The 7618-nt window shown below is 32.3% G+C and carries 9 protein-coding genes; all 9 read left to right on the top strand.

Annotated elements, in window-relative coordinates; genetic code table 11:
- Nucleotides 1-89: 89 nt before the first annotated feature.
- The 9 genes from ACJAX4_RS20195 (at nucleotide 90) to scfB (ending at nucleotide 7397) form a co-directional block, all read left to right on the top strand.
- Nucleotides 90-860: a hypothetical protein gene (locus ACJAX4_RS20195; protein WP_435791235.1), complete on the top strand. Its 771-nt coding sequence runs from the start codon at nucleotides 90-92 to the stop codon at nucleotides 858-860.
- Nucleotides 861-1030: 170 nt separating this feature from the next.
- Nucleotides 1031-1630, top strand: a complete 600-nt coding sequence (gene ruvA / locus ACJAX4_RS20190) for a Holliday junction branch migration protein RuvA (RefSeq protein ID WP_435791234.1) — start codon at nucleotides 1031-1033, stop codon at nucleotides 1628-1630.
- Between the two features lie 13 nt (nucleotides 1631-1643).
- Nucleotides 1644-2705, top strand: a complete 1062-nt coding sequence (gene ruvB, locus ACJAX4_RS20185; RefSeq protein WP_435791233.1) for a Holliday junction branch migration DNA helicase RuvB — start codon at nucleotides 1644-1646, stop codon at nucleotides 2703-2705.
- A gap of 36 nt (nucleotides 2706-2741) precedes the next feature.
- Nucleotides 2742-3767, top strand: coding sequence for a tRNA preQ1(34) S-adenosylmethionine ribosyltransferase-isomerase QueA (gene queA, locus ACJAX4_RS20180; RefSeq protein ID WP_435791232.1), 1026 nt, complete (start codon nucleotides 2742-2744; stop codon nucleotides 3765-3767).
- Between the two features lie 36 nt (nucleotides 3768-3803).
- The gene (tgt, locus tag ACJAX4_RS20175; protein WP_435791231.1) at nucleotides 3804-4928 is read left to right on the top strand and encodes a tRNA guanosine(34) transglycosylase Tgt; all 1125 of its coding nucleotides are present in this window, start codon (nucleotides 3804-3806) and stop codon (nucleotides 4926-4928) included.
- Between the two features lie 74 nt (nucleotides 4929-5002).
- Complete coding sequence (yajC, locus tag ACJAX4_RS20170) at nucleotides 5003-5293, top strand: preprotein translocase subunit YajC (RefSeq protein ID WP_435791230.1); 291 nt, start codon at nucleotides 5003-5005, stop codon at nucleotides 5291-5293.
- A 104-nt stretch (nucleotides 5294-5397) separates the two neighbouring features.
- Complete coding sequence (locus tag ACJAX4_RS20165; protein ID WP_435791229.1) at nucleotides 5398-5766, top strand: TIGR04086 family membrane protein; 369 nt, start codon at nucleotides 5398-5400, stop codon at nucleotides 5764-5766.
- 68 nt (nucleotides 5767-5834) lie between these two features.
- The gene (gene scfA / locus ACJAX4_RS20160) at nucleotides 5835-5972 is read left to right on the top strand and encodes a six-cysteine ranthipeptide SCIFF (protein ID WP_291642987.1); all 138 of its coding nucleotides are present in this window, start codon (nucleotides 5835-5837) and stop codon (nucleotides 5970-5972) included.
- A 60-nt stretch (nucleotides 5973-6032) separates the two neighbouring features.
- Nucleotides 6033-7397, top strand: coding sequence for a thioether cross-link-forming SCIFF peptide maturase (scfB, locus tag ACJAX4_RS20155; protein WP_435791228.1), 1365 nt, complete (start codon nucleotides 6033-6035; stop codon nucleotides 7395-7397).
- The last annotated feature ends 221 nt before the right edge of the window (nucleotides 7398-7618 follow it).

The following is a 7618-nucleotide window of genomic DNA, read 5'->3' as shown; positions in this document are numbered from 1 at the left end:
TTAATAAATAAACACATAATATTTTATTAATTATATGAATGAATAAATAATCCTCTAATTGGACATAATTCCAAATGAGGAGGGGTAATATGAAAAACAGAAAAATTTTATACCTAATGATAACAATATTAGTAATTGCTTTTTCTAGTGCTAGTTATTCACTTGTACGCTATATGAATAAAAACGATTTGAAAGTTGAAGCCTCTAGTAAATTGCCATTTTTGAAACTCAGTGATGAAGGCATAGGTGATAATAATGAAAATTCAAAACAAACATCAGTGGTTACTAATTTGTTTAAGGGAACTTCACAAACGAAATTTACTTTTGTCATTAAATATAAAGATAAAGAAGTAAGAAATATAGTATTGGAAAAACACTTTAATGCAACTAATGAATTAGATAGCAAGACAAAAGCAGAACTTAATGAGCTTTTTAAAATACAAGGATATACCGTATCCACTATGAGTAAAGGAAAAGTAGATTTTGTTAATAATAGTGATAGGTACAGTTATAATGCAAATAGGTATTATTTAGGAATATATAATGACCTAGTGACAATTTATAAGACCGATAATAATGGAGATATAATAGCACATAAAATATTTAATGCTAATGTATATTCAGCTGATGGAACCCAACTTAAATATGACTTTGAAGCAGAGGACAAAGGAGAACGTATAAACATTAAATTAGATGATTTAAAAGAAAAGGAAGGAGTATTGGATGATTTAATTCGAGGAAAAAAATATGTTAAGGATTCAGCAGGAACAATAGATTTGGAAGAGACTGAATACGAAAAAGGTGAATTTAAAACTCCTGAAAAAGCTTTCGATTATGCTAGAGGGTTATTAAGGTCGTAACAGGTTCATCTAAAATAAAAAATGTATTAAAACCTTAAGAAGTAAAATTTCTTAAGGCTTTTTTAATGAAATTTGATAATACTTAGATATTTATGTTGTTAATTATTGAAAAAATAGCATTTAGGTGTTAAAGTATTATATAGTGTTTATAGGTTTAGGAGGATAGAATTATGTACGAATATATAAGTGGAACTTTTGTAGGAATTAGTAAAGATTACGTTGTAGTAGATAATAATGGCATGGGGTACAGGATTTACACCTCCGGTAGTACTATGGCAAACATGCCTAAGACAAGCGACAACGTTTTGTTATATATAAAGCAAATTGTTAGAGAAGATTTTCTTGGACTATACGGATTTTTAACAAAAGATGAGATAGAGATGTTTAGCCTTGCAATTAGTACCAATGGAGTTGGTCCAAAAGCTGCGTTATCACTCATGTCTATTTGCAATGTTACAAGTCTTAAGTATGCTATTGTGTCTGGTGATGAGAAAACATTACAAAGAGCACCTGGCATTGGCAAGAAGATTGCTCAAAGAATAATTTTAGAACTTAGGGAGAAAATTCATATTGAGCAAAGCGAAGTTAATAATTTATCAAAACTTTCAGGAAGTAATTTAATAGAAGATAGAAAACTTATTGATGTTTTAGGAGCTCTAATGTCACTTGGATATTCTGAAAAGGAAGCTGAAAAAGCACTTAACGCTTCAAACAAAGAAGAATCTCTTGAAAATATGATTAAAGAGTGTTTGAAATATTTAATGAACTAAGGTGGTAGTAAATATGGATGATACTGAGGAAAGAATTATTACATCTTCTATCATTAAAGAAGATATGGAAGCAGAATACTCACTAAGGCCACAAAATCTTATGGAGTATATTGGTCAGCCAAAGATTAAGGAAAAATTAAATATATTTATTAAAGCAGCCCAAAATAGAGAGGAAGCCCTTGATCATGTCCTTTTATATGGACCGCCTGGACTTGGTAAGACAACTCTTGCAAATATTATTGCAAAGGAAATGAAGGGGAATTTAAAAGTAACTTCCGGGCCGGCTATTGAAAGACCTGGTGATTTGGCATCTATTTTAACATCACTTAGTGATTATGATGTGCTTTTTATTGATGAAATACATAGGTTAAGTAGAGCGGTAGAAGAAATATTATATCCTGCTATGGAGGATTATGCACTAGATATTGTAATTGGAAAAGGGGCTTCAGCAAAATCTATAAGACTAGATTTGCCTAAGTTTACACTTATTGGTGCTACAACTAGAATAGGACTCTTAACGGCGCCTCTTCGAGATAGATTTGGTGTGCTCAGTGCCATGGAATATTATACGCAGGATGAATTAAAAGAAATAGTTGTTCGATCTTCTGCTATTTTAAACGTAGACATTACAAAGGATGCGGCTGTTGAAATTGCAAGACGATCAAGAGGTACTCCAAGAATAGCTAATCGTCTGCTTAAGAGAGTTCGAGATTATTGTGATGTTAAGGGAGATGGAATTATTGATTTGAATTTAGCAAAGTCTGCAGCGAAGCTGCTTGAAATAGATAATGAAGGCTTTGACAGAATAGATAATAAAATGCTGGAGGCTATTATAGATAATTTTAGTGGTGGACCAGTGGGAATAGAGACTTTATCATACTTTATAGGCGAGGAGTTAGGAACTTTAGAAGATGTATATGAGCCATATTTAATTCAAAAGGGATTCATTATAAGAACACCTAGGGGGAGAATGGCGTCTGAAAAGGCATATAAACATTTGAATAGATCTATTAAAAAATTAAGTAAAAACAAAAATTTGAACCAATTCACAGTATTTGACGAGGAAGGTAATTAAGGTAATGACAATTTTAGAAAAGAGAGGGTGTAGTTTTTGAAAGTAAAAGATTTTTATTTTGATTTGCCTAAGGAGTTTATTGCACAACATCCACTCCAAAAAAGAGATGAGTCAAAACTTATGGTAGTTAATAAAACAAGCGGTGAAATAGAACATAAAGTTTTTAAAGATATAATAGAATACTTAAATAAGGGAGATTGCTTAGTACTAAATGATACTAGGGTTTTACCTGCAAGGCTTATAGGGACTAAAGACGGAACAGGTGGGAAAATGGAGTTCTTACTCCTAAAAAGAATAGATGTAGATCATTGGGAGACCTTAGTCAAACCTGGTAAAAAAGCCAAAATTGGAACTAGATTTATTTTTGGAAATGGCGAACTTTCGGCACAGGTTATAAGTATTTCTGAGGGTGGAAGTAGAATAGTGAAATTTGAATTCGAAGGGATCTTTGAAGAAGTTTTAGATAGACTTGGAGAGATGCCATTACCACCATATATAACAGAAAAATTACAAGATAAAGAAAGGTATCAAACAGTGTTTTCTAAGGAAGTTGGATCTGCTGCGGCTCCAACTGCAGGCCTTCATTTTACGGATGAGTTGCTGCAAGAAATTAAAGCTATAGGCGTTGAAATTGCTTTTGTAACGCTACACATAGGGCTAGGTACTTTTAGACCTGTAAAAGCTGAAATGGTGGAAGAACATCAAATGCATTCAGAGTACTATGTGCTAAGTAGTGAAACAGCAGATTTAATTAATAACGCAAAAGAAAAGGGTGGCAGAGTAATTGCTGTTGGCACCACATCTAATAGAACTTTAGAAAGTATCGCGGATGAAAATGGCAAAGTTCATGAAAAATCCGGTTGGACAGACATCTTTATCTATCCTGGATATAAGTTTAAAATTGTTAATGCATTAATAACAAACTTTCATTTGCCGGAATCTACACTAATAATGCTAGTTAGCGCTTTTGCGGGTCAAGATTTAGTTATGGGTGCGTACGATATGGCGGTAAAAGAAAAATATAGATTCTTCAGTTTTGGGGATGCAATGTTTTTATATTAACTAACTATTAATTATTGTATAGAAAGAGGGTAAAATATGTATAAATTACTTAAGAAAAGTGGTAAAGTAAGACGTGGTGAGTTTACAACGCCTCACGGTGTTATTCAAACACCTGTATTTATGAATGTAGGAACTCAAGGGGTTATAAAGGGCGCAGTTTCTAGCATGGATTTAAAAGACATTAACTGTCAAGTAGAATTGTCTAATACTTATCATTTGCATCTAAGACCTACAGACAAGGTTGTGCGGGAAATGGGAGGACTTCATAAATTTATGAATTGGGATAGACCTATCCTTACAGATTCAGGTGGATTTCAGGTGTTTTCTCTTTCAGCTATGAGAAAGATTAAAGAAGAAGGAGTATACTTTAATTCCCACATTGATGGTCACAAAATATTTATGGGCCCAGAAGAAAGCATGCAAATACAAAGCAATTTAGGATCCACAATTGCAATGGCCTTTGATGAATGTATACCAAATCCTTCTACTAGGGAATATGTAGTTGATTCAGTAGAACGAACTACAAGGTGGCTCGAACGATGTAGAATTGAAATGGATAGACTTAATTCTATGAAAGGCACAATAAACAAAAAACAAATGTTATTTGGTATAAATCAAGGTGGAACATATACAGATATTAGAATAGACCATGCTAAAACAATTAGTAAAATGGATTTAGATGGGTATGCTATTGGAGGCCTTGCAGTAGGAGAGTCCCATGAAGATATGTATAGAATTATTGATGCAGTGGTTCCGCACTTGCCAGAGGATAAACCAATATATCTTATGGGCGTAGGTTATCCAAGTAATATTTTAGAAGCAGTATCTAGAGGGGTAGACTTTTTTGATTGTGTACTTCCAGCAAGAAATGGAAGGCATGGACATTTGTTTACCAAAGATGGTAGAATAAATATATTAAATGCAAAGTTTGAACTAGATGGAGCGCCTATTGATGAAGGATGCGCATGCCCTACTTGTAAAAATTACACAAGAGCTTATATTAGACACTTATTTAAAGCAAAAGAGATGTTAGCTATGAGGCTATGTGTGCTTCATAATTTATATTTTTATAATAAACTTATGGAAGACATACGATCTGCCATTGATGATGATTGTTTTGAAGAGTTTAAGGCGGAAAGACTTGCCGCGTGGAAAGAATAAATATAATTAATCTATAAAAAGAATAATTATTTTATTATAAATTAAAAAACATTACCGAAAGGAGGGGAATATAAATGGGACAATTAGGTTCTTTATTACCTTTAATATTAATGCTAGGGGTGTTTTATCTAGTAATTTTTATACCGGAAAGCAAAAGAAAGAAAAAGTATGCTGCTCTTTTAAAAAATTTAAAAGTAAATGATGAAGTAATGACTAAAGGCGGTATAATGGGAAAAATCATCAATATTCAAGATGATCATATTGTACTTGAAAGTGGTCCGGACAGAACTAGATTCAAATTAGCAAAAAGTGGAGTAGGCACAGTTGTAGTTGCAAACACTGCTGAAATAGTAGAGAAAAAATAGTGAAATAAGTAATAAACCCTCCTTTTTAATCATATTTAATACTATAGATTTCAACTAAAAAATATTTTTTAATTGAGATTTACTTAAAAAGGGGGGAGATTTACATGGAAAAGAAAATTAAATATTCTTGTGCTGGAGAAGGAGTGTTTAGAGCTGCAATTTTAACGTTAGTTGTACTTATAATTTACTCTGTGATAACAAGCTTTTTTTCGGCTAGCATGAAGGTGACATCTGTTTTTTATATTGTAATAACATTAGTTAGCGTGCTTTATGGGTCAATATATGCTGCTAAAAAAGCAGGAGAAAAAGGTTGGCTAATGGGTATAATGGTGGCGGCTACTTACATGTTAGTTTTATACCTGGTTAAAGTAGTTGGTGGTGGAAATGCTGCTATTGGAATAAGAGAAGTAACAAGAACAGCGTTAGCTTTGGGTATAGGTGCTTTTTCAGGAATGCTTGGAATAAATCTATAGAAATACTTTATTTAGCAAGAATATTATGATATAATTTATAAGGTAACTTTAGAAATGGAGGAATAAAAATGAAGCATATAAAAACTATAAATAAAGCAAGTGTTAAAGAGAGCTTAAAAAAGCCGGGATGTAAAGAATGTGCTAATTCATGTCAGTCAGCATGTAAAACATCTTGTACTGTAGCGAACTTGGCTTGTGAAAACTAATATGAACAATGTGGCAGTAACTCAGGGTTACTGCTTTAATTTAGTTAGGAGGAAAACAACTTGGCACTAATTCATAAATATATTAAAGATAATGAGAACTACGTAATAGATGTAAATTCTGGTTCAATACATGTGGTTGATGAAATAGTATATGACCTTTTGGACAATAATTCACTTAAAGGAAAAGAAGAGTTAAAAGAGATATTTAAAGATAAATACGATGATAAAGATATAGAGGAAGCCTACTTCGAAATTCAGGGTTTAATTCAAGGGGAACTTCTATACTCAAAAGACTTATACGAAGATATTGCAATGAATATTTCGAATACGGAGTCTTATATTAAGGCGTTATGCCTCAACGTAATACATGATTGTAATTTAAGGTGTAAATACTGCTTTGCTGATGAAGGTGAATACCATGGCGCTAGAAGCGTAATGCCAGCTAAAGTAGGTATGAAAGCAATAGATTTTGTTATAGAAAAATCTGGTCCTAGAAAAAACATAGAGGTGGATTTATTTGGTGGGGAGCCACTTATGGTTTTTGATACTATAAAAGAGATAGTAGAATATGCTAAAGTACAAGAAAAAATTCATAATAAATCTATAAGATTTACGATGACAACTAATGCAACATTACTTAATGACGAAATCATGGAATATATGGATGAAAATATGGGCAATATAGTACTTAGTATAGATGGTAGAAAATCTGTCAATGATAAGGTTAGAGTAAGAGCGGATGGAAGTGGTTCTTATGACAAAATACTTCCGAAAATAAAACAAATGGTTGACATGAGAGATAAGTCAAAAGCTTATTATGTAAGGGGAACATTTACAAGAGAAAATACTGACTTTTTCGAAGATATAAAGCATATGGCAGATTTAGGCTTTAAAGAAATATCTATAGAACCCGTTATACTTCCTACGGAACATGAACTATCACTTAGAGAAGAAGACTTGCCTATTATTTTTGAGCAATACGACAAATTATATAGTGATATGCTTCAAAGATATGAGGACGGAAATGAATTTAAGTTTTATCACTTCAACATAGATCTTAAAGGTGGACCTTGTGTTTATAAGAGAATTTCTGGATGTGGTGCGGGTCATGAATACATAGCTGTTACTCCAGATGGTGAAATATACCCTTGTCATCAATTTGTTGGTAACAAAGATTTTCTAATGGGAGATATATATAATGGAATGAATAGTGAAAAGTTAGAAAAGGAGTTTAAAGAGGCACATATTTACAACAAACCAACATGTAGAGATTGTTGGGCTAAATTTTATTGTAGTGGTGGATGCCAAGCAAATAACTTTAATTTCAACGGAGATATGCATGTGCCTTATGAAATTGGATGCAAGATGCAAATGAAAAGGATAGAATGTGCTATAGCATTAAAAGCAAAAACAATGAGTAATTAACTGTATTTACCTAATATTGACTAATTAAATCAATCAGAATATAATTGTATTCATGAATAGGAAACGGAGGGGGATAAAAATGAAAAAAGGAAAAAGCACTATACTGTTTTTAGTCAGTGTAATTGTTGTTGGAATATTGGCATTTTCGGGTTTCAACGGACTTGAAATAGGAGATTATAGGTTTAAACCATTTACTGAAACAATAACTAAAGGGTTAGATT

The organism is Clostridium sp. (genome assembly GCF_051278035.1).
Lineage (GTDB): Bacteria > Bacillota > Clostridia > Clostridiales > Clostridiaceae > Clostridium_AD.
Note: the sequence above shows the minus strand (reverse complement) of the source record. Positions and strands in the feature narration are given on the sequence as shown.

Coding starts and splice junctions, on each gene's coding strand:
- ACJAX4_RS20195 (WP_435791235.1), top strand. CDS start 90: ATGAAAAACAGAAAAATTTTATACCTAATGATAACAATATTAGTAATT.
- ruvA (WP_435791234.1), top strand. CDS start 1,031: ATGTACGAATATATAAGTGGAACTTTTGTAGGAATTAGTAAAGATTAC.
- ruvB (WP_435791233.1), top strand. CDS start 1,644: ATGGATGATACTGAGGAAAGAATTATTACATCTTCTATCATTAAAGAA.
- tgt (WP_435791231.1), top strand. CDS start 3,804: ATGTATAAATTACTTAAGAAAAGTGGTAAAGTAAGACGTGGTGAGTTT.
- yajC (WP_435791230.1), top strand. CDS start 5,003: ATGGGACAATTAGGTTCTTTATTACCTTTAATATTAATGCTAGGGGTG.
- ACJAX4_RS20165 (WP_435791229.1), top strand. CDS start 5,398: ATGGAAAAGAAAATTAAATATTCTTGTGCTGGAGAAGGAGTGTTTAGA.
- scfA (WP_291642987.1), top strand. CDS start 5,835: ATGAAGCATATAAAAACTATAAATAAAGCAAGTGTTAAAGAGAGCTTA.